Source organism: Geobacillus sp. LEMMY01 (genome assembly GCF_002042905.1).
Taxonomy (GTDB): domain Bacteria; phylum Bacillota; class Bacilli; order Bacillales; family Anoxybacillaceae; genus Geobacillus; species Geobacillus proteiniphilus.
On sequence record NZ_MVKA01000008.1, the window covers coordinates 64,204 to 86,549 of the forward strand.

19 protein-coding genes and 1 pseudogene are annotated in these 22,346 nt (G+C 46.0%); 19 read left to right on the forward strand and 1 reads right to left on the reverse strand.

The genetic code is table 11. The features are described from left to right. Nucleotides 1-84: 84 nt before the first annotated feature. The 18 genes from shc to phaZ all read left to right on the forward strand — a co-directional run bounded on the left by shc (nucleotide 85) and on the right by phaZ (nucleotide 21,318). A complete protein-coding gene (gene shc, locus B1A75_RS05675) occupies nucleotides 85-1,941 on the forward strand; it encodes a squalene--hopene cyclase (RefSeq protein ID WP_020279584.1) in 1,857 nt (618 codons plus the stop codon). A 230-nt stretch (nucleotides 1,942-2,171) separates the two neighbouring features. Further along, complete coding sequence (locus tag B1A75_RS05680) at nucleotides 2,172-3,422, forward strand: esterase/lipase family protein (protein ID WP_079935881.1); 1,251 nt, start codon at nucleotides 2,172-2,174, stop codon at nucleotides 3,420-3,422. 124 nt (nucleotides 3,423-3,546) lie between these two features. Further along, the gene (locus B1A75_RS05685; RefSeq protein WP_079935882.1) at nucleotides 3,547-4,134 is read left to right on the forward strand and encodes a Uma2 family endonuclease; all 588 of its coding nucleotides are present in this window, start codon (nucleotides 3,547-3,549) and stop codon (nucleotides 4,132-4,134) included. Nucleotides 4,135-4,136: 2 nt separating this feature from the next. Then, nucleotides 4,137-4,427: a 4a-hydroxytetrahydrobiopterin dehydratase gene (locus B1A75_RS05690; RefSeq protein ID WP_079935883.1), complete on the forward strand. Its 291-nt coding sequence runs from the start codon at nucleotides 4,137-4,139 to the stop codon at nucleotides 4,425-4,427. A gap of 105 nt (nucleotides 4,428-4,532) precedes the next feature. Further along, nucleotides 4,533-5,903, forward strand: coding sequence for a sigma-54 interaction domain-containing protein (locus B1A75_RS05695; protein ID WP_079935884.1), 1,371 nt, complete (start codon nucleotides 4,533-4,535; stop codon nucleotides 5,901-5,903). A 248-nt stretch (nucleotides 5,904-6,151) separates the two neighbouring features. Continuing rightward, nucleotides 6,152-6,838 carry a CoA transferase subunit A gene (locus B1A75_RS05700; RefSeq protein ID WP_015375068.1) on the forward strand — a complete coding sequence of 229 codons (687 nt, stop codon included), beginning with the start codon at nucleotides 6,152-6,154 and terminating at the stop codon, nucleotides 6,836-6,838. Between the two features lie 29 nt (nucleotides 6,839-6,867). Beyond that, complete coding sequence (locus B1A75_RS05705) at nucleotides 6,868-7,527, forward strand: CoA transferase subunit B (RefSeq protein WP_023633765.1); 660 nt, start codon at nucleotides 6,868-6,870, stop codon at nucleotides 7,525-7,527. 22 nt (nucleotides 7,528-7,549) lie between these two features. Beyond that, the gene (locus B1A75_RS05710; protein WP_020279038.1) at nucleotides 7,550-8,869 is read left to right on the forward strand and encodes a GntP family permease; all 1,320 of its coding nucleotides are present in this window, start codon (nucleotides 7,550-7,552) and stop codon (nucleotides 8,867-8,869) included. 88 nt (nucleotides 8,870-8,957) lie between these two features. Beyond that, nucleotides 8,958-9,737 (forward strand): 3-hydroxybutyrate dehydrogenase, encoded by a 780-nt coding sequence (locus B1A75_RS05715; RefSeq protein ID WP_023633763.1) that lies wholly within the window; start codon nucleotides 8,958-8,960, stop codon nucleotides 9,735-9,737. 34 nt (nucleotides 9,738-9,771) lie between these two features. Then, entirely contained in the window at nucleotides 9,772-10,947 is a 1,176-nt protein-coding gene (locus B1A75_RS05720) for a thiolase family protein (RefSeq protein ID WP_020279040.1), read from the forward strand. 244 nt (nucleotides 10,948-11,191) lie between these two features. Beyond that, entirely contained in the window at nucleotides 11,192-14,431 is a 3,240-nt protein-coding gene (locus B1A75_RS05725; RefSeq protein ID WP_020279041.1) for a BTAD domain-containing putative transcriptional regulator, read from the forward strand. Between the two features lie 394 nt (nucleotides 14,432-14,825). Then, nucleotides 14,826-16,070 carry a substrate-binding domain-containing protein gene (locus B1A75_RS05730; protein WP_023633762.1) on the forward strand — a complete coding sequence of 415 codons (1,245 nt, stop codon included), beginning with the start codon at nucleotides 14,826-14,828 and terminating at the stop codon, nucleotides 16,068-16,070. 88 nt (nucleotides 16,071-16,158) lie between these two features. Beyond that, nucleotides 16,159-16,908 (forward strand): ABC transporter ATP-binding protein, encoded by a 750-nt coding sequence (locus B1A75_RS05735; protein ID WP_015375061.1) that lies wholly within the window; start codon nucleotides 16,159-16,161, stop codon nucleotides 16,906-16,908. Next, on the forward strand, nucleotides 16,909-17,613 hold the full coding sequence (locus B1A75_RS05740; protein WP_015375060.1) for an ABC transporter ATP-binding protein: 705 nt from the start codon (nucleotides 16,909-16,911) through the stop codon (nucleotides 17,611-17,613). A gap of 18 nt (nucleotides 17,614-17,631) precedes the next feature. Continuing rightward, entirely contained in the window at nucleotides 17,632-18,498 is an 867-nt protein-coding gene (locus B1A75_RS05745) for a branched-chain amino acid ABC transporter permease (RefSeq protein WP_020279043.1), read from the forward strand. Between the two features lie 32 nt (nucleotides 18,499-18,530). Then, nucleotides 18,531-19,508: a branched-chain amino acid ABC transporter permease gene (locus B1A75_RS05750; protein ID WP_050582821.1), complete on the forward strand. Its 978-nt coding sequence runs from the start codon at nucleotides 18,531-18,533 to the stop codon at nucleotides 19,506-19,508. 35 nt (nucleotides 19,509-19,543) lie between these two features. After that, entirely contained in the window at nucleotides 19,544-20,410 is an 867-nt protein-coding gene (locus B1A75_RS05755; RefSeq protein WP_020279045.1) for an alpha/beta fold hydrolase, read from the forward strand. Nucleotides 20,411-20,424: 14 nt separating this feature from the next. After that, on the forward strand, nucleotides 20,425-21,318 hold the full coding sequence (gene phaZ / locus B1A75_RS05760) for an intracellular short-chain-length polyhydroxyalkanoate depolymerase (RefSeq protein WP_023633761.1): 894 nt from the start codon (nucleotides 20,425-20,427) through the stop codon (nucleotides 21,316-21,318). A gap of 149 nt (nucleotides 21,319-21,467) precedes the next feature. Here phaZ and B1A75_RS05765 read toward each other — a convergent pair whose 3' ends face one another. Then, complete coding sequence (locus tag B1A75_RS05765; protein ID WP_014196045.1) at nucleotides 21,468-21,995, reverse strand: YceI family protein; 528 nt, start codon at nucleotides 21,993-21,995, stop codon at nucleotides 21,468-21,470. A gap of 164 nt (nucleotides 21,996-22,159) precedes the next feature. On the opposite strand from B1A75_RS05765, the pseudogene B1A75_RS05770 reads away from it, so the two are divergent. Then, nucleotides 22,160-22,330, forward strand: a pseudogene (locus tag B1A75_RS05770) (MurR/RpiR family transcriptional regulator); the annotation flags it as partial. Nucleotides 22,331-22,346: the final 16 nt, after the last annotated feature.

Genomic DNA, 22,346 nt, shown 5'->3' on the forward strand with positions numbered 1-22,346 from the left:
GTGACCCCCCTTTGGTGCATCGACCGCCCATCAGACGAATAAATATGGAAGGAAACGGAATTTTGTGGAAAAGGAAGGCGATGCATGGTGGCCGACGAACGAAGCACGTTGATTGCCGTGCTCAAACGGTCGCAAGCGGCCGACGGATCGTGGCGGTTTCCGTTTGAAACAGGCATTTCGACAGACGCCTATATGATCATTTTATTACGGACGCTTGAAATAAATGATGAACCGTTGATTCAAGCGCTCGTCAAGCGAATCGAGAGCCGGCAAGGGGCAAACGGGGCGTGGAAGCTGTTTGCGGATGAAGGTGACGGCAATGTGACAGCGACAACCGAGGCGTATTATGCCTTGCTTTACTCCGGCTACCGAAAAAAAACCGATCCGCACATGCAAAAGGCAAAAATGCGCATTTTGGAAATGGGCGGTTTAGAGAACGTCCATCTATTTACAAAAGTGATGCTGGCTTTGACTGGACAGTACCCATGGCCTAGGCGGTTTCCGCTGCCGCTTGCCTTTTTCCTTCTCCCCCCGTCGTTTCCGCTTAATATGTATGACCTTTCCGTGTATGGAAGGGCGAACATGATTCCGCTTCTCGTCGCCGCGGAGCGCCGGTACAGTAGGAAAACGGCGAAAAGCCCAGACTTGTGTGATTTGGCCGCTTCCCGTGGAGGTTGGCGGCTGCCGGAAAACCGGGCGCTATGGTCATACATCAAGCGAGCGTTGATCGGTTTTCCGGCTGAACTGCACGATGCCGCCAAACGACGCGCCGTCCGTTATATGTTTGATCATATTGAGCCGGACGGAACGTTGTACAGCTACTTCAGTTCGACGTTTTTGTTCATTTTTGCGCTGCTCGCGCTTGGTTATCCAAAAGACGACCCGCATATTGTCCGAGCTGTTCGCGGTTTGCGCTCACTGCGAACCGAAATCGATGGGCATACGCATATGCAATATACAACCGCTTCCGTCTGGAATACGGCGTTGGCGAGCTATGCGCTGCAGGAAGCGGGCGTGCCGCCGACCGACCGGACGATTGAGAAAGCGAACCGCTATTTGTTGTCGCGCCAGCACATTCGCTACGGCGACTGGGCGGTGCACAACCCGTACGGCGTACCGGGCGGCTGGGGATTTTCCGATGTGAATACGATGAACCCGGATGTCGACGATACGACCGCCGCGCTGCGCGCCATCCGTCGGGCGGCGGACAAAGAGACGGCGTTTCGCCATGCGTGGGACCGGGCGAATCGATGGCTGTTTTCGATGCAAAACAATGACGGCGGGTTTGCGGCGTTTGAAAAGAACGTAGGCAAACGGTTTTGGCGGTATTTGCCGATCGAAGGGGCGGAGTTTTTATTGATGGATCCGTCAACAGCCGATTTGACCGGACGGACGCTCGAATATTTCGGAACGTTCGCTGGATTAACGAAAGACCACTCCGCCATCGCCCGCGCCGTCGACTGGCTGCTTGACCATCAGAAAGCCGACGGTTCGTGGTATGGGCGCTGGGGGATTTGCTATGTGTACGGCACATGGGCGGCGGTGACGGGACTTTCGGCTGTCGGCATCCCAGCCGATCACCCGGCGATGCAAAAAGCTGTTCATTGGCTTTTAAGCATCCAAAATGCTGATGGCGGCTGGGGTGAATCGTGCAAAAGTGACGGAGCCAAGACGTATGTGCCGCTTGGCGCCAGCACGCCGGTCCATACCGCCTGGGCGCTTGATGCGCTAGTCGCCGCTGCCGATCGTCCGACCGCGGAAATAAAAGCCGGCGTTCGCGCCCTAGTCCGTATGCTTCATCACCCGGATTGGACCGCCTCGTACCCGGTCGGACAAGGGATGGCCGGCGCCTTTTACATCCATTACCATGGCTACCGCTACATTTTTCCGCTGTTGGCGCTCGCCCATTACGAGCAAAAGTTCGGACCGTTTGTGGATTAGCCAACCGTCCGTACGAGGCGGTGATGGAACGCTGCCATGACATAGTGCATCACCCTCTCGCTGTCGGCGAGAAACGAAATATGACGGCACAAAAGTGCATTTTTCTCTTTCCCTCATCAGAAAACCCGACAATTGCCGGGATTGAATAGCCTGGTTATTTAGTATAGAATATTCAGGTAATTCGGAATAAAGGGGTTCAGTCGATTCGAGGGGAGGAGAAGGAGAGCGTGATGAAATGCTGTCGGGTTATGTTTGTGTTGCTCGGATTATGGCTTGTGTTCGGCCTATCGGTCTCGGGAGGACGGGCTGAAGCGGCAGCTTCACGCGCCAACGATGCGCCGATTGTACTTCTCCATGGCTTTACTGGCTGGGGAAGAGAAGAAATGTTTGGGTTCAAGTACTGGGGCGGCGTGCGCGGCGATATCGAACAATGGCTGAACGACAACGGTTATCGAACTTATACGCTGGCGGTCGGACCGCTCTCGAGCAACTGGGACCGGGCGTGTGAAGCGTATGCTCAGCTTGTCGGCGGGACGGTCGATTATGGGGCAGCCCATGCGGCAAAGCACGGCCATGCGCGGTTTGGCCGCACTTATCCCGGCCTGTTGCCGGAATTGAAAAGGGGTGGCCGCATCCATATCATCGCCCACAGCCAAGGGGGGCAGACGGCCCGCATGCTTGTCTCGCTCCTAGAGAACGGAAGCCAAGAAGAGCGGGAGTACGCCAAGGCGCACAACGTGTCGTTGTCACCGTTGTTTGAAGGTGGACATCATTTTGTGTTGAGTGTGACGACCATCGCCACTCCTCATGACGGGACGACGCTTGTCAACATGGTTGATTTCACCGATCGCTTTTTTGACTTGCAAAAAGCGGTGTTGGAAGCGGCGGCTGTCGCCAGCAACGTGCCGTACACGAGTCAAGTATACGATTTTAAGCTCGACCAATGGGGACTGCGCCGCCAGCCGGGTGAATCGTTCGACCATTATTTTGAACGGCTCAAGCGCTCCCCTGTTTGGACGTCGACAGATACCGCCCGCTACGATTTATCCGTTTCCGGAGCTGAGAAGTTGAATCAATGGGTGCAAGCAAGCCCGAATACGTATTATTTGAGCTTTGCCACAGAACGGACGTATCGCGGAGCGCTCACAGGCAACTATTATCCCGAACTCGGAATGAATGCATTCAGCGCGGTCGTATGCGCTCCGTTTCTCGGTTCGTACCGCAATCCGACGCTCGGCATTGACGACCGCTGGCTTGAAAACGATGGTATTGTCAATACGGTTTCCATGAACGGTCCAAAGCGTGGATCAAGCGATCGGATCGTACCGTATGACGGGGCGTTGAAAAAAGGGGTTTGGAATGACATGGGAACGTACAATGTCGACCATTTGGAAATCATCGGCGTTGACCCGAATCCGTCATTTGATATTCGCGCCTTTTATTTGCGACTTGCCGAGCAGTTGGCGAGCTTGCGGCCTTAAAACGAGTATTTTGCGAAAAAGCCATCTCGATCGGATGGCTCTTTTTTGAGGAGCAAGCTCTTGAGTTGTATGACGGCCGCGGATGTCCGATGGTATAATAGGGGCAAAGCAAGCGGGTGGGGGAATGGACGTGAAGCCGACCGAGCGGCAAAAGGAACGGTATACGTATCAAGATTATGTCAAGTGGGACGGACGGTGGGAGCTGATCAACGGCGTGCCCTACAACATGGCACCGGCCCCTTCATTTGTCCGCCAGTCTATCGTCGGTGAATTGTATGTCGCTTTGCGGGCATTTTTTCGTGAAAAAGGATGTGCGGTTGTCATGGCGCCATTTGATGTACGCCTTGATGAGCAGGCGGACTATGAACAGGCGAAGCATGTCGTGCAACCAGATATCTCCGTCATTTGCGATCAAAGCCAAATTGGCAGCCGAGGCTGCGATGGTCCGCCTGACTTGGTAGTGGAAGTGCTTTCGCCAAGTACAGCGTTGAAAGATCGAAACGAAAAGTATATGTTGTACGAACAGTTTGGCGTCAAGGAATATTGGATCGTGGATCCGCTGCATCGAACGGTGGAAGTGTACGGCCGCGGCGAAAAAGGGTATGAGAAGCGGAGCGTCTTTGGCGAAGGCGATGTGCTCGTCTCGTTTTTGTTCGCTGATTTGACGGTTTCGCTGGCTGGCATATTTCAAAATATAGAGGGTGAGGGATAACGGTGCGGTTAACGGAAGAGGAAGTGCAAGCACTGCTTGAAAAAGCGGACGGCTGGAAGCTGGTCGATGAGCGGTGGATTGTGAAAAAATACCGTTTTCAAGACTACTTGCAAGGAATCGAGTTCGTTCGGCGAATCGCCGCGATTTCGGAAAACACAAACCACCACCCGTTCATTTCGATCGACTACAAGCTCATTACAGTGAAACTGTCCTCATGGCGGGCGAAAGGGCTGACGAAGCTCGATTTTGACTTGGCGAAGCAGTATGATGAGGTGTACGAACAGATGAGGTAGCACCAACCAAAAGGTTTGATTTTTCAATTGTCAAAAATAAAAGAAAAACTGTGAGTGTAGATGATAAACTTTTGACAATACCAGTATACGAATGGGAGGGAGATGATGGAGAACAAATCTATAGCCTTTCAGAACGAAATGCTGAAAACCATTATTGACAGTGCCCATGAGGGAATTGTCATTGTGGATGAAAAAGCAAAAATCATTTATATGAATAAAAGTTATTGCGAGTTTTTGGAAAAAGAGCAGGAAGAAGTCATCGGCAAGCACGTAACAGAGGTGATTGAAAACACGAGAATGCATATTGTTGTCCAAACAGGAAAAGAAGAGAGAGCCGATTTGCAATATATAAAAGGAAACTATATGATTGCCAACCGTATTCCCATTGTGGTCAATGGGAAAATCATCGGGGCGGTCGGAACGGTGATTTTTCGCGATATTCAAGAATGGAAACGGATGAATAGCCATATTAAAAGTTTGTTGTTGCAATTACAAACGTATTTAGAGGAATGGAAGGAAGACAATGGAGCGAAATATACATTAAGAGATATTGTTTCCCAGTCAAAACAAATGGAAATGTTAAAGGAGCGAGTAAAGCGTATTGCTGATAGTGACGTTTCGGTATTGATTCGCGGGGAAAGCGGTACGGGTAAAGAGTTGTTCGCCCATAGCATTCATCAGTTAAGCAGCCGAAGTCATAAGCCGTTTATCAAGGTCAACTGCGGCGCTATTCCCGAGCACTTACTCGAATCAGAATTGTTTGGATACGAAGAAGGAGCTTTTACTGGAGCAAGAAAAGGTGGAAAAAAAGGAAAGTTTCAGTTAGCGGATGGTGGGACGGTTTTTCTTGATGAAATTGGCGATATGCCATTGCATATGCAAGTGAAATTGTTGCGCGTTTTGCAGGAGAAGGAGATTGAACCGGTGGGGTCAACGAAAACAGTTCCAGTCGATGTACGAATTATCGCTGCTACCAACCGGCCATTAGAAAGGATGATCGAAGAAAAGCGGTTCCGTGAAGATTTATACTACCGTATTAATGTTGTGTCGATTTCCATTCCCCCGTTGCGTGAGAGGCCAGAGGATATCAGCGCATTGGTGCATCATTTCGTGAATAAGATCAGCAAACGCGCAGGAAAACGAGTGACAGCCATCGATGAGAACGTATGGCATGTTTTTTCTCAACATTCATGGCCAGGGAACATCCGTGAACTTGAAAATGTCATGGAAGTGGCTGTTCACTTTGCTGATGGAGAAACGATTACGGTTGAAGCATTGCCGGAGTATTTACGAGCCAATTCTATATATCAATTGGGGGGAAAAACGCTAAAGCAGCTGCTTGAGGAAACGGAGAAGGCAATTATCAAAAAAAGTTTGTCGCTTCATCAAAATGATAAATTAAAGACAGCTGAGGCTCTAGGGATTAGCAAGTCAACGATGTATGAGAAGTTAAAAAAATACGGTCTGGATGGTTAGTTTTCCGGAATCTTGGAATATGTTCCGAGATTCCGGATTTTTTGTGAAAATAACACACAGATGAAGTGGTGTTTGTGGTTGAGTAAGGAGTAAAGTTTTTTATTGAACGAATGTCCGAGTTTTCGGAATAAGGAAAGGATGTTTAGCTCGTTATTCTGTCTTCTCTTAATATATTTTGTTGGCATCATTCTTGCTTATATAGAGATGGATGAAGGAAGCAATAACATAGGTGGGGAGGTAAAACGTCCATGAAGCAGATACATTCTTCTTTTATTGAGGCGGTGAAAGACATTCCGGACGGGGCAACGATTATGGTTGGCGGCTTCGGGCTTGTCGGCATTCCAGAAAACTTAATTCTCGCGCTAGTGGAAACCGGGGTCAAGGAATTAACAGTCATCTCTAATAATTGTGGCGTAGATGACTGGGGGCTCGGATTGCTCCTGAAAAATAAACAAATTAAGAAAATGATTGCTTCTTATGTTGGAGAAAATAAGGAGTTTGAACGCCAAGTTCTCAATCAGGAAATAGAAGTTGAATTAATTCCCCAAGGAACGTTGGCAGAACGCATTCGCGCCGGCGGGGCCGGAATTCCAGCCTTTTATACTCCTGCTGGAGTTGGCACCCCGATTGCGGAAGGGAAAGAAGTACGAGTATTTAACGGCAAAGAGTATATTCTTGAAACAGCGTTAGTTGCTGACTTTAGTTTAGTGCGCGCGTGGAAAGGAGATAAAATGGGGAATTTGATTTACAACAAAACAGCGCGTAACTTTAACCCGATGATGGCGGCAGCAGGGAAAGTTACGATTGCAGAAGTGGAGGAACTTGTGGAAATTGGAGAATTGGATCCGGATCACATTCATACGCCGAGCATTTATGTACAACGATTAGTAGTTGGAAAACAAGAAAAACGGATTGAACGTCTAGTTGTTCGCTAGTATGTCAAAGAAGGGAGCAAGTGAAAACAATGAATAAACAATCCATTCGTGAAAGAATTGCCAAGCGTGCTGAACAGGAGATTGAAAACGGTTTCTACGTCAATTTAGGGATTGGAATACCAACTCTTGTCGCCAATTTTATTCAATCGCATAAAAAGGTGGTGCTGCAATCTGAAAACGGATTGTTAGGGATTGGACCTTACCCTCTCAAGGATGAGGTAGACCCCGATTTAATCAATGCCGGGAAAGAAACGATAACGGCTATTCCCGGAGCTTGCTATTTTAGCAGTGCCGAATCATTTGCCATGATCCGTGGCGGTCATATCGATGTAGCTATTTTAGGAGGAATGGAAGTTTCGGAAGAGGGTGATCTTGCTAATTGGATGATCCCTGGAAAAATGATTAAAGGCATGGGAGGAGCGATGGATCTAGTGCATGGAGCGAAAAAGATTATTGTTGTTATGGAGCATGTTAGCAAGGATGGAAAACCGAAGATTGTGAAAAAGTGTAGTCTTCCGTTGACAGGAAGGAAAGTGGTCAACCGCATTATTACCGAAAAAGCGGTTATAGACGTGACCGAGAATGGCTTGAAGTTAGTAGAAATTTTGGATGGAAGTAGCGTCGAAGAGATTCAATCTCTGACAGAACCAACATTGATTATCGATGAAACGCTTTTTATTCAGGCATAATTTTGTCTAGGGGTGATCGGGGATGTGGAGCATGATCGGTCTAATTGGGGGATTGGCATTACTCATTTATTTAACCATGAGAGGAATGAATTTATTTATTGCTGCGCCACTATGCGCATTCGTAGTGGCTGTTTTCAGCGGATTGCCGCTATTTCCGCAGTTGGTTGGCGAAGGAGAAGCAAATTTAGTCGGAAATTATATGACGGGATTCTCAAGCTTTATTCAATCTTGGTATCTAATGTTTTTATTAGGCGCCATTTTTGGGAAGTTAATGGAAGACAGTGGGGCCGCTCATAGTGTTTCCAAGTGGATTGTGAATAAGTTGGGAATGAAGCATGCAGCATTAGCCATTGTGATTGCTTGTGCCGTTTTAACATATGGAGGAGTCAGCTTATTCGTCGTGGCATTTTCTGTTTATCCGATGGCTGTGAGCTTGTTTAAGCAAGCCAATTTGCCGCGCCGCTTTATTCCGGCAGCCCTTGCGTTTGGCTCTGTAACATTTACAATGACGTCAGCAGGATCTCCGGAAATTCAAAACTGGATTCCGATTGAATATTTAAAGACATCTCCATACGCTGGCTGGGAAGTTAGTCTTATTGTTGCCATTTTTATGGCCTTGTTCGGTTACTGGTGGTTAAAGAAAATGATCGATAAAGCAGTGGCAAGAGGGGAGAGATTTGTTTCTAGACCAGGTGATCCGGTTGAAGAAGGCCAAGAACTGCCTCACCCCGTTCTCGGTCTCATCCCGCTTTTGGTTGTATTAGTGATTTCGTTTGTATTTCATGATTCCTTAAAACAGTCGGCGCTCATTGTGGCTTTACTTGGCGGTGTCATCGCCACGTACGTATGCAATTATAAGTATTTCAAAAATTTCGGGAATGCTGTCTCCGAAGGAACGATCGGAGCATTAATCGCTTTAGGGAATACAGCAGCGGTGGTCGGTTTTGGCGGTGTTGCTAAAGCGGTTCCTGCCTTTCAGACAGCGGTGGAAACAATTACGAGCATTCCGGGTAACCCTTTAATTGGAGGAGCTATTGCGGTTAGTGTTATTGCAGGAATGACGGGGTCGGCTTCTGGGGGGCAGGCCATTGCGTTGCCGCTCATCGCGCCGCACTATTTGGATATGGGAGTCAATCCGGAAGCATTGCATCGTGTGGTTGCCATTTCTTCTGGAGCGCTTGATTCGTTGCCGCATAACGGATATGTAGTTACAACGATTCGAGCGATTTGTGGGGAAACCCATCAGGATGCCTATAATGCGGTAGGGGCTTTAACCGTGATTGTTCCTGCGCTAGGGACGGTGTTGGCAATCATTTTATTTTCGCTTGGTTTAGGAATCTGAAGAAGTATGCAAAAAGGGAAATTTCGTTTTATTGAGGCATTGAGGGCATCACGTTTTGATGAAACATCGGTGGGAATAGGGGGATCAGATGGTGGTAAAAGGCAAAGTAATGTTGATTACCGGAGCAGCGAGCGGAATTGGGTATGAAATGGCGAAAACCTTTGCTGAAAACGGCAGTAAAGTCGTGCTGACAGACATCAATAAAACAGCCGTGGAGAAAGCGGCTGAATCGCTGCAAAATAGTGGGTATGAGGCGATTGGCTTAAAGTGCGATGTCACATCTGAAGAAGAGGTTAAAATGGCCTTGGATGAAACGTTGAATCGATTCGGGCGGATTGACATTCTGATTAACAATGCGGGATTGCAGTATGTAGCCAATATTGAAGATTTTCCGACGCAGAAATTTAAACAGCTTATTGATGTTATGCTCGTAGCCCCATTCATTGCTATTAAACATGTTTTTCCGACGATGAAGCAACAAAACTATGGCCGTATTATTAACATCGCATCCATTAACGGCTTGGTTGGGTTTGCCGGGAAAGCGGCGTACAATAGCGCGAAGCATGGGGTCATTGGTTTAACAAAGGTGGCGGCCCTTGAAGGAGCACCGTATGGAATTACTGTCAATGCCCTATGCCCAGGATACGTTGATACACCGCTTGTCCGCAACCAATTGAGTGATTTAGCTGCTACAAGAAATGTTCCGTTAGAAAAAGTATTGGAGGAGGTCATTTATCCGCTTGTGCCGCAGCGGCGTCTGTTGTCGGTTGAGGAAATTGCAAACTATGCGATGTTTTTAGCGAGCGAACAAGCAAGAGGTGTCACCGGGCAGGCGGTCGTAATCGATGGAGGATATACGGCGCAGTGAAGATTGTATGTGATGAAGAAGGGAGCGACAGAGAATGAGAGAAGTGGTCATTACAGCGGCCGTGCGTACGCCGATTGGAACATTTGGCGGCGTCTTTAAAGACCTGTTGCCGACGGATTTAATTGTTCCTGTTTTAGAGGAAGCAGTAAAACGCAGCCAAATTGAGAAAGACGAAGTAAACGAAGTGATTTTAGGTCATTGCATTCAGAGAACGGATATACCCAATACAGCAAGAACGGCTGCCTTGCTAGCAGGATTCCCTCATACAACAACCGGTTTTACGATTCAGCGCCAGTGCGCTTCTGGAATGCAAGCAGTTATTTCGGCGGCTATGCAAATTCAAGTCGGGCTGAGCGATGTGGTCATTGCCGGCGGTGTTGAATCCATGAGTTCTAGTCCGTATATATTAAAGCAGTATCGTTGGGGAGCGCGTTTACAGCACCAGCAAGTCCGTGATAGCGTTTGGGAAGTTCTTGAGGATCCGATTCACCATGTGATGATGGGAGAAACAGCCGAGAATCTTGCCGAACGGTATGGGATCACAAGGGAGGAGCAGGATGAACTGGCGTTGTTAAGCCATCGGCGAGCTATTTTGGCGATGGAATCGGGATACTTTGATTCTCAAATTGTTCCGATCACGGTAAAAACACGAAAGGAGGAGATAGTCGTAACAAAAGATGAGCATCCACGAGCCGATGTGACGAAAGAAAAATTGGCTTCCTTAAGACCTGTATTCCGAAAAAATGGGACGGTAACAGCAGGGAATGCATCGGGAATTAATGACGGTGCTGCTGCGCTTGTGCTCATGTCTGCCGAGTATGCACAGCAACGAGGGATCCAGCCGCTTGCAAAAGTAGTTGGTTATTCTGTTGCCGGAGTGGATCCTCTAGTGATGGGACGCGGCCCGGTTCCAGCGGTACAAAAAGGATTAGAAAGGGTAAATTGGACGTTAGCGGAAGCCGATTTAATTGAAATCAATGAAGCATTTGCTGCTCAGTATTTAGCTGTAGAAAGGGAACTGCGTTTAGATAGAGATAAAGTGAACGTAAACGGAAGCGGCATCAGCTTGGGACATCCGATTGGATGCACAGGAGCGCGTATTGTCGTCAGTCTTATTCATGAGTTGCAGCGCCGTCAGCTTGAAAAAGGAATTGCCTCTTTATGCGTGGGCGGTGGAATGGGAACGGCGGTGTTTATTGAGGCTTTGTAAAGACTGGGCATAATATTTGTAAGGTGTTCCTAGAGTCAAAAATCGAACAACGAAGGGAGTCCAAAAGCGTCTGCTTTTAGGCTCCCTTGATCTATTTTTTGTTTCTTTCTCCTTTGTGGAGCAATTCACAACAATGGCATGAAAATCGAGTAGGATTTTTTCGGGCAACTGTCGAATAATCCACTATTGAGAATCTAGAGATGTGCTCAGTTCAACAGGAATTGTTCATCAGAGGGGGGATTGAATGAACTATCTATCTTCAGTTATAGAGACAAAGTTTATTCCGCCTTATCTCAAGGAAACGGTGATTGTACGCCCATCCTTGATGAAAAAATTAATTCGTATGAAAAACTATCCCCTCACCATTATTCACTCGGGACCGGGTTATGGCAAAAGTACATCGTTGGCTTTGTTGCTTAGCAATTCATATACACCGTTTTGCTGGTATACGGTTTCAGAACAGGACGATAACTTTTTTCCTTTTCTTATCCATATGGTCTATTGTGTTCGTACGCTATTTCCTGATTTTGGGATGGAACTGCTGACGGTCCTTGAACAAGAGGCTTCTTCTAACTATGATCAAGAAAAAGTTGAATTTATTTGTTCAAAGTTTATTAATGAGATGAAAGCCCTTCGCGAGGAATTTATCCTTGTACTCGATGATTTTCACTTGCTTGACCGTTCGGAATGGATCAGTCGATGGATGAAACTGTTTATCGTGCACAAGCCAGCGAATGTTCATCTTGTGATCTCAAGCAGAGGCCGCCCTCCTTGGGATATTTTAGAGACGATGAAAGTCAAAGGGGAAATGTTAGAGATCACGGAGAAGGACTTAGTATTTTCGAGAGAGGAAATAGATGTCTTGTTTTCTGATTCCTACGGAATTCCTTTGGACTGGGAGACTGTCGAACAAATCTATACTATGACAGAGGGATGGATCATCGCTATCCAGATGATTTGGCACCAAATGAAAATGAAGCCGGATTATTCATTTTCTAACACTCAATCGGCCTCTATGGATGATTTATTTCGTTTTCTGGCTTTAGAAGTGTTTTTTAAGCAGCCAGACGTGGTGCGTGATTTTTTAGAGCGGACCAGTGTGTTTGAAGAATTCTCGGAATCGGTTTGTCATCTATGGTTTTCAGAGGAAGATACACGTTATATTTTAGACTACTTAATGAGGCAAAATTTATTTATCAATCCGATTAGTGAGGGACGATACCGTTATCACGCATTGTTCCGGGAATTTCTGCAATCACAAATCAGTAAAAAGGCAGACGTTTTTTATCATACTCATCAACAAGCTGCTGATTATTATATTCGTTCGCAAAACTACGAAAAAGCGATCCTTCATTTGTTAGAGATCAAGGAGTACGAGCGGATAGCTGTCATCCTTCAGCCCAACGGCAGATCGATGTTGGAAGAAGGGAAAATCGAGACACTTCTCAAAGTTCTTCTTCAAATTCCCGAACATGTAAAAAATCAGTACTATATGCTTTGGTTTTATCAAGGGGAAATTTATCGATATCGATCACAATACGAAGAGGCCCTCGATTGCTATCGACGGATGGAAAGCCATGCGGAGACAGCAAATGATGAAATAGGTATGGGTTTAGGGGTCGAAGGACAGGCACGGGTATATCTTGATACGGTGCAACCGAGCAAAGCAGATCCATTGTTAAGAAAAGCGGTTTTATTACTAGATCATCCACCCTTGGATTGGCTTGACGGGAATGAGAGAAAACGATCGCTTTACGTTCTCATGGCCGAAAATTTGCTGAATATGGGGAATACTGCGGATGCGGAAAAGTGGTATTTACAAACCAAATCGTTTGAATATGGCACAAAACATCTAAAAATGATTGAATTAGAAGCGCGGCTCTATTTAAGAACAGGGCGGCTTAAACAAGCGAAAGAAATCTTGAAAAACTATAGGGAAAAACAAAACCAGCAGTTATATTTATCGAGAGCTCATCGGACCAGTGAAATTTTACTGGCGCTCATTTGTGTGTATATGGGAGAGATCAAAGAAGCCAAAAAACTAGCTGAGTCAGGAATCCTCCAAGGGATCAAATGGAAAGCTCCTTTTGTTGAAGCTTGCGGATGGATGAGAAAAGGACACGCTCTGCAGTTGAATGATGTATATGAACAAAAAATGGCTATTCAGTGTTATGAAACAGCGATCTGTATGATGGATGACATGAACATTTCACGCGGAAAAGCAGAGCCTTGGATGGGATTATGTTTGCTGTATGGAAGAAGCGGATGCTATGATCTAGCGTTGGAATGTGGGATGAGAGCGCTTTCGGAAACGGAAAAGGTCAAGGATATTTGGCTGTCATCATTTATTCTCCTTGCCCTAGGAATCGCATCATATTATGGCGGTGATATTCAAAAAGCGCGACAAATGTTCCACCAGTGTTTATCGATGTTTCGTCAATGCGGTTGCCAATACGGTTTAATGGTTTCATATTTTTGGATCTCGTTGCTTGAATTTGAGCAAAAAAACGAACAGGCATTTCATGCATCCTTTGGACAATGTTTGCATCTTATCGATGAGCAGGACTATTCATTTTTTGTTGAGAAAAAAACATTGTTTGGTCCGAATGACTTGCAAAGCATCGTACCGGTGTTAATGAAAGCGAAAAAACAAGGAATTGAAACACACACCGCCAGTCGATTGCTTGAACGCATGGGGATGAAAGATGTTTCTTTTCATCCTGGCTACACCTTGAAAGTTCGCACTTTGGGAGAGTTTAAACTGTTTTTGGGACAGAAAGAAGTGAGTGAACGGGAATGGAAGCGGGAAAAGGCGAAAGAACTGTTTCAATTGTTCATTACCTGGCGTGGCCAGCTGTTGTCGCGAAGCAAAATATTATCTTTGCTTTGGAAGGATAGTCATGAAGCGGCAGCGGAACGGGATTTTAAAGTGGCATTAAATGCGCTAAACAAAGTCATCGAACCCCATCGTAAAGCGCGTTCGGAATCATTTTTTATCGAAAGACGGGGATTGTTATACGGATTAAACAGCAGGGCGGTCATTGAAATTGATGCTGTCCGGTTTCAAACGCTTATCGAAAAAGGTTTGGAAGAGAGGGATCGAGATGCGGCTGCCGAAATGTTAAAGCAAGGGCTCAGTCTATACCAAGGCGATTATTTACCAGACCGTCTTTATGCGGACTGGTGTGCCGAAGAGAGAGAAAGACTGCTCCTTTTATTTTTGAAGGGAGCAGAGCGGTTGGCGCAAATTAACGTATCCAAGGAGAATTTTGATGAAGCGATTTACTGGTGTAATCAAATACTCGCTAGAGATCGTTGTTGGGAAGAAGCCTATCGGCTGCTGATGTACTGCTATTATCGGAAAAACAACCGCGCTTATGCGGTCAAGCTATATAAAAAATGTTGCGAGCAATTGAAAAACGAGCTTGGCGTCGAACCGTTGGAAACGACAAAGCAAATGTTTGAAATGATTACAATGAATTGACGGCTCGCTTGTCTGCGATAATATCGATTTTCATGATCTCACGTTATGGTATATCTCCCCATCTAGTCCTATCTATCATTCATCAAGATCGCAAGCAACGTAACGCGAATTTTTGCTGTTGTAGGGGGAGTCTCCTTCAAGGGGCACAGAGTTGTTTTCCTTATCCATGTGGTTGACGTACGTTCAGTCGCTTCCTGGCTCTAAGTATATTAAGTGCTTAAGGGCTGGAAGCAATTTGTTTTGTTAGTAAGTGTCACACTCGTGAATCATATTTGCCCATGTGTTCCGCCGCTTAGCAGGCGGTTTTTTTATGCAGAGGAGCTTGTAACTGAATTGTAACTGTTTTATTCCATAATACATTCAAACGATGTTGAAACCAAAGGGGGAAGGCGAGTTGAAAAGAAAGAAAAAGTTGTTCAACTGGATGGGGTTGCTGGCTGTTGCTGCACTTCTGTTCGTATCGGCGTGCAGTGCCAGAACAACCGGAGGCGATCAGGACGATGGAGAAAAAGGAGGTTCTGTGGGCAAAGGAACGATCAAAATCGGTGTGCTTGCGTCCTTAACAGGCGCGTTGGAGGCGTATGGAAAGCAGACGGTTAACGGGTTCGAGCTGGGACTCGATTATGCGACAAATGGCACTCGGGAAGTGGCGGGTAAAAAAATCAAAGTCATTTACGAAGATACGGAAACGAAGCCGGATACGGCCGTACAAAAGGCGACGAAACTGCTCGAAGACGACGGCGTGGATATCCTTGTCGGTTCCAGCTCGTCAGGGGATACGCTCGCTGTTCTGCCGCTTGCTGAAGAGTACAAAAAGGTGATGATCGTTGAGCCAGCTGTAGCCGACAGCATTACCGGCGCAAACTGGAACAAGTATATTTTCCGCACCGCTAGAAATTCCTCGCAGGATGCGATTGCTGGAGCGCAGGCGATTGCCAAAGAAGGAGTCAAAATTGCTACACTTGCCCAGGATAGTGCGTTTGGACGCGATGGAGTCGCTGCATTTAAAAGAGCCGCTGAAAAATTAGGCGCTCATATTATCTTGGAGGAGTATGCCGATCCGCAAGGAGTGGACTTTACATCGAATATTCAGCGGATCATCGAAAAGAAACCGGATTATTTGTTTGTTATTTGGGCCGGCGCGAATTCTCCGTGGAAACAGCTGTCCGACATGAAGGTGCAAGAAAAAGGCATTAAAATTTCGACTGGCGCTCCGGATATTGCTGCGTTGAAGACGATGGACGGCATTGTTGGTATGGAAGGATTTACAGTGTACCATTACACTCTTCCGAAAAATAAAATTAATGATTGGCTTGTCGAAGAGCACAAAAAACGGTTTAATGGTCAAGTTCCGGATTTATTCACTCCGGGAGGAATGTCTGCGGCGATCGCGATTGTCGAAGCGCTGAAAAAAACAAATGGAGATGCCAGCGGGGATGCGCTCGTGAAGGTGATGGAAGGCATGTCGTTTGACACCCCGAAAGGCAAGATGACATTCCGAAAAGAAGACCATCAAGCGTTGCAGACGCTATATGCCGTTAAACTGGAACGAAGGGAAGGATTTGATTATCCGGTTCCTGTATTGATCAGAGAGCTGACTCCTGAAGAAACGGAGCCGCCGATCATGAATAACCGGTAGTCATCCAGGGGCGGAGAAGAGGTTGATTCACATGCATCGACTGATCAGCCAACCTCCGCCTCCCTGAAATGAGAGGGGAGCTGGGAAAGTGGGAACGATTTTGGAAACGAAACAATTGACGGTTTGTTTCGGAGATCATGTGGCTGTGGACGATGTTAGCATCCAAGTCGAACAGCACCAGTTAAAGTCGATTATCGGTCCGAACGGGGCGGGAAAAACAACGTTTTTTCATTTGTTAAGCGGACAGTTAAAACCAACATACGGACGTGTTTTCTTCAAAGGAGAAGATATCACGAACTTGTCTCCTGCATTAAGGACAAGAAAAGGCATTGGACGATCATTTCAAATTACAAACATTTTTCCCCATCTAACTTGTTTTGAAAATGTCCGCCTTGCTGTTCAATCGAAGGAGAAAGTTTATTTTAACTGGTTTTCGCATGTGAAGCGTTTCAAAGAAATAGAAAGAAAGACATATGAATGGCTGGAGCTCGTTCTTTTGAACCATAAAGCGGGTGAATTGGCCGCTCACCTTGCACATGGAGAAAAGCGGAAGCTAGAAATCGCCATGCTGCTTGCACTAGAGACAGAGCTGCTTCTTTTAGATGAGCCGACGGCGGGCATGTCTCTTGAGGAAGTTCCGAAAATTCTGGAGGTTATTAAAAGAATTAAAGAACAAGGAAATCGAACGGTTTTATTAATCGAACATAAAATCGACATGGTTCTCGATTTATCGGATACGATTATGGTGCTTTTTAACGGGCGGCTGCTTGCTGATGGAAAGCCTGAGGAAATTATCGAAAATGAGCAAGTTCAGTCCGCGTACTTAGGGGGAATGTAAATGGCGCTTCTGAAAGTGGAAGGCGTTCATACGTTTATTCAGCAATATCACATTTTGCAAGGTGTATCATTTGAAGCGCAAGAAGGAAGGGTAACGGTTCTGCTCGGGAGAAATGGGGCAGGCAAAACGACGACATTGCGTTCCATTATGGGATTCTATAAAATCAACCAAGGCACGATCTGTTTTGATGGTGAACCGATTCATACGCTGCCCACTCACGAAATCGCCCGTAGAGGAATTAGCTATGTTCCCGAGGATCAAGGAATTTTTAGCGGATTAACGGTAGGAGAAAACTTAAACATTGCCATGCGGAAAAATGATGAAAACGATATGGAAAGGCTCGATTATGTGTTGAAACTTTTCCCGGATTTAAAAACATTTTGGCATAAAAAAGGCGGCCATTTAAGTGGTGGACAAAAACAAATGCTTGCCTTAGCGAGGGCGTATATTCATGACAGTCGGTTAATGCTCATTGATGAACCAAGCAAAGGGCTTGCCCCGATCATGGTTGAGAAAGTCATGGAATCCATTATACAACTGAAAGAAAAAAGAACAATCGTTCTCGTCGAACAAAATTTTATGATGGCAAGCGCGATTGGCGATGACTTTTACATTATTGACAACGGACGGACGGTGCATAGCGGGCGGATGGAACAATTGAAAGAAGACAAAGAAATGCGCCAACAGTATTTAGGGATTACGTAACAAGGAGGGTGAGATCATATGGACATTATATTCAGTTTAATCATCAACGGCTTGGCGACAGGCATGTTGCTTTTCTTGCTTGCGGCCGGCCTCAGCCTTATTTTCGGCTTGATGGATGTACTAAACTTTGCTCATGGGGCGCTGTTTCTTTGGGGGGCTTACGCCGGGATTTGGATCTATACATTAACCGATAGCTTTTTGCTCGGGATGGTGGCTGCGGTCGCCGCAGGGATTGTTCTTGGATATTTGTTGGAACGGTTCATTATTCTCCCTGTTTATGGAAATCATATTCAACAAATTTTAATCACTTTAGGCGCTATGCTTGTGTTAAGTGAATTGGTGAAAGTATTTTGGGGGCCGAATCAAATCGTGGCACAGCCACCGGAATATTTAGCGGGGAGTTGGGGGATTGGCGATTTCGTATTGATTAAATACAGGCTGTTTGTTATTTTGGTCGGGTTCATCGTATGGATTGCCTTGTTGCTTCTCCTAAACAAAACTAAGATCGGTTTAATTGTCCGTGCTGGTGTGATGAATAAAGAGATGGTACAGGCGTTAGGAATCGATATTCGAAAAGTATTTTTGTTTGTGTTTATTCTCGGGGCATCGATGGCCGGGCTTTCCGGCATCCTCCTTGGGCCGTATTCGGGGGTCATTCATTCGGGGATTGGTTTGGAATACGGAATTTTGGCGTTCATTGTGGTCATCATCGGAGGAATGGGAAGTATGCTTGGTTCGGTATTGGCCTCGGTGCTTGTTGGACTTGCCGGTTCATTTGCAGCTTATTATGTACCAGAGATTTCTGTCGGTGTCAATATGTTGATTATGCTGTTGATTTTGCTGTTTAAGCCGTCAGGATTAGCCGGGGATCAGGGGGCGGTGTAAGAGTGAGTCTGTCAAGGCGTTCTGTCTCGTTGATGTTCGTGTTGCTTGTTCTAATCGCGTTGCCTTTTCTTTATGATTCTCGAACATTGCTTATATTGTTTAGCCAAGTTTTTATCTTTGCCGTATTTGCGATGAGTTATGATTTGCTGCTCGGGTATACGGGAGTGGTGTCATTCGGTCATGCCATGTTTTTCGGGATTGGTGCATATACGTTAGCTATTTTCATGAGAAGAATGGACGAATCGACTATGGCTGGCGTGTTTTTGGCCGCTCTCGTGACGCTCATGCTGTCGATGATTCTCAGCTTTACTATTGGTATGCTGACATTAAGGTTAAAAAGCCATTACTTTGCAATGTTGACTTTGGCTGTCGCCGGCTTGCTGATGGTAGTAGCGGAAAAATGGCGGTCCTTGACGATGGGAAATGACGGATTCACTTTTATGGTGCCAGATCCGTTTCGTGATCGACTGTCCTTTTATTTCATTTCCCTCTTGTTTATGGTGATCACTTATTTCTGTTTACAACGGTTTACAGAATCGCCCCTTGGAAGAGTACTAGTGGCGATCCGGGAAAATGAGGCACGCGCGGAATCTCTCGGTTACCGTGTGCTCTATTATAAGGTGATTGTCAATGTGGTGGCCGGCATTTTTGCCGGATTCAGCGGCATTTTATATGCAGTGAGTTTGCGTTTTGTCAATACATCGGTTTTCTCGACTGAGATCACGCTCGATGCGCTGTTAATGACAATCATCGGCGGTGTCGGCACTTTAATCGGGGCCATCATCGGCTCAGGGCTCATCGAATTGGCGAAACATGGTTTGATGGGTCTAGCAAAGGTGCATTGGATTTTTGAACGATGGATGATCTTTTTTGGAATTGTGTATATTCTCGCTGTCATGTTTTTTCCAAAAGGCATTGTCGGGGCATTAGGACAATGGAGAGATCGAAGAAAAAGAAAACAAACGGTTGTACATTCGGTTGCAAAAACGCAGTATGAAAAAACATTTTAGTCCACGGATGGAAAAAGTGAAGGAGATGGAATCTAATGAAAGACAAAAAAATAAAAATCAACGGTATTGATCTTCACCTCGTTGATTTTGGCGGTACAGGCGAAACAATTATTTGTGTCCATGGGTTAACGGCCAACAGCCGTTATTGGGATTCAGTGGCGGAACGTCTGGTGGACAGTTATCGTGTATTGGCCATCGATTTGAGAGGGCGTGGCGACAGCGAGAAGCCGAAATCCGGCTATAATATCCGCCAGCATACTGAAGATATTTTACAAGTTGTTAACCACCTTGGATTAGAGAAAATCATTTATATGGGACATTCCCTTGGCGCATTAATTGGCGCCAGTTTTGCTGCCACCTATCCACAGCGTTTATCTCGCTTGATTCTTGTTGATGGTGGGGTAAATATTGATGAACGAGTATTCGTGAAAATTCGCCCAGCCATTGACCGACTGGATACGGTGTTCCCCGATTTTGACACATATTTGAACGAAATGAAGAAAAATCCTTTTTTTGATGAATGGAACGAATATGTGGAGCAATATTTTTATGCAGATGTCGAGCATCGGTTTGACGGTTCTGTCTGTTCAAAGGTATGTAAGCAAGCGATCATGGAGGAATTGAATATGTTGAAAGAGACATCCATTGATGGATTTTACCAGCACATCAATATTCCAACTCTATTGTTATGGGCTCCCGACTCTTTTAAAGATGGGGAGACGTTTATGGTGACGAAGGAAAAATGGGAACGATTAACATCCTCTTTGCCACATAGTTATTTTGTGGAAATTCACGACGCCAATCATTACTCGATCATTTTATCAAAATATGAGCAACTGGTGGATGAGGTCAAGAGATTTTTGCATGACACTGAAAAGATTTGTTTCCAAAATCAACTCTAAGGGAAGGAAGCAACATGAAACGGATAGAGCTAAAATCAGTTGTATTGCCCAATGGGGAAACGATCGGTTATCGTGAGAGGGAAGGCGGAGAAAAACACGTCCTCCTTGTTCACGGCAACATGGTCTCATCCAAGCATTGGGATTTGATGTTTGAACAGATGGATGAAACGTATAAGCTGTACGCTATCGATTTGCGCGGCCAAGGAATTTCATCGTACACCCGTCCGATCCACTCACTAAAGGATTTCTCTGAAGACGTCAAGCAATTTGTCGATATGCTTGGCCTTAAAACGTTTTCCCTTGTCGGCTGGTCAATGGGCGGCGGTGTGTGCATGCAATTTGCTGCTGATTACCCGGATCAAGTAGAAAAACTGGTTTTATTGGCTTCCGTTTCTACAAGAGGATATCCATTTTACAAAGTGGATGAGCGCGGGCAACCGATTTTGACGGAACGCTTGAGAACAAAAGAAGAGATCGCCCGTGATCCTTTGCGCAGTGTTCCGATCACTGATGCATACCGAAGAAAGGATAAACATTTTTTAAGGCAATTGTTTAATGCAACGATGTATGTGCATAACCAGCCTTCGCCAGAGAGGTATGAGGTTTACTTAGACGAGGTGTTGATGCAAAGAAATTTGCTTGACGTATACCATGCACTGAATCATTTTAATATCAGTCATTTTGATAATGGCCTAACCAAGGGAACAGGTGAGGTGGATCGTATTGTGGCTCCCACGCTTGTTGTTTGGGGAGAGCATGATCAGGTCGTCACGAAGAGTATGCAGGAAGAGATTGTTCATGATTTTGGCGGGAGAGCCAAGTTTACCATATTATCTAATGCGGGCCACTCACCGTTTACTGATAATCTTGAAGAGTTGTTGCAAGAACTTCAAAGTTTTCTTAGTTAGCGGGATCTATATAGGGCAGAAAGGTGAAAGGGGGAACAAGCTAAAGGCGTCACCGGCCAGGCGGTCGTGATCGATGGCGGGTATACGGCGCAATGAAGCGCAATAAGCCCTTAGCCTCGCAAATGGCTAAGGGCTTGTTGCTTGGTCGTTCAGCTGAGAGCGAATTCAAAGCTCGCGAGGATTTTGACTTCTTTCCCGACGAGGAATCCGCCGGTTTCGAGCGCGACGTTCCATACCAACCCGTAGTCTTCGCGGTTGATCGTTCCTTCGACATCAAAACCGACCGAGATGCCGCCGGTGAGCGGGTTTTTCACTTGGCCGTTGTATTCGACTTTGAACGTTTCCGTTCTCGTCACGCCGCGGATCGTCAGCTTCCCGGTCACTTCATATTCCGTGTCGGAAAGCTTGCGCACGGACTCACTGACAAACGTAATGGTTGGATAGTTCTCGACATCGAAAAAGTCGGCCGAGCGGAGATGATTGTCGCGGTCGGCGTTTTTCGTATCGATCGAGGCGGCGTCGATCGTCGCTTTCACGTTCAGCGACTCGAGTTCGTTGATGTCGCCTTGCACCTCAACGTCAAAGTTGGTGAATTCCCCTTTCGCTTTGGAGATCATCATATGTCTCACTTGGAAGGCGACAGAGCTGTGCGCTTTGTCGAGTTGAAATGTTGTCATCGTTTTTCCTCCTCTTGTCATACGATTCATATTCACATCATTATCATAGCAAACATATATCTCGAATTCAAATATTTTTTATTAAAGTTTTTATTGGCGTGAAGAACAGACGCCCATCCATGATAAGATGAATATGAAACGGTGGACGGAAAGGGAGAAAAAAGATGAATGAACTTGGCATTTTAACGAAAATTGAACAGCAAATGGAACGGTTTTCACCGGCGGAAAAAAAGGTAGCCGCCTACATTCTCGATCATGCTGAGCTCGTGCCGAATATGACGACGAAAGAACTGGCTCAGGCGGCTGACACAAGCGAAGCGAGTGTCGTTCGTTTTGTCTCATTCGTTGCTA